The following is a 283-nucleotide window of genomic DNA, read 5'->3' on the forward strand; positions in this document are numbered from 1 at the left end:
CGTGTAGCAGAGGTCGAGCGCGTCGACCACCATGCGGATGTCGGCCGAGTTCTTGCCGCTCTGCCGCACGTGCGGGATCTCGATCAGCTCGAAGGCCGCCTCGTGCATGCCGGCCTTGTAGCTCTTGTAGCGCTCCCAGTCGCAGTAGGCCTTCTTGACCACGATGCTGCCCTTGACCAGCAGCTTCTCCAGCACCACCTTGATCGAGAACTTGTCGTACTTGACGTCCTGCACGCCGAGCGCAATGTTCTCGAAGTCGCAGAACACCGCCATGTTGTTGATC

At 60.4% G+C, this 283-nt stretch carries 1 protein-coding gene; it reads right to left on the minus strand.

All coding sequences use genetic code 11. From position 1 onward, the window contains the following. A partial coding sequence (locus LZP69_RS16300) for an NYN domain-containing protein (protein ID WP_234201738.1) occupies nt 1–283 on the minus strand: 283 nt, incomplete at both ends.

Source organism: Shewanella sp. AS1, from assembly GCF_021412565.1.
Classification (GTDB): domain Bacteria; phylum Pseudomonadota; class Gammaproteobacteria; order Enterobacterales; family Shewanellaceae; genus Shewanella.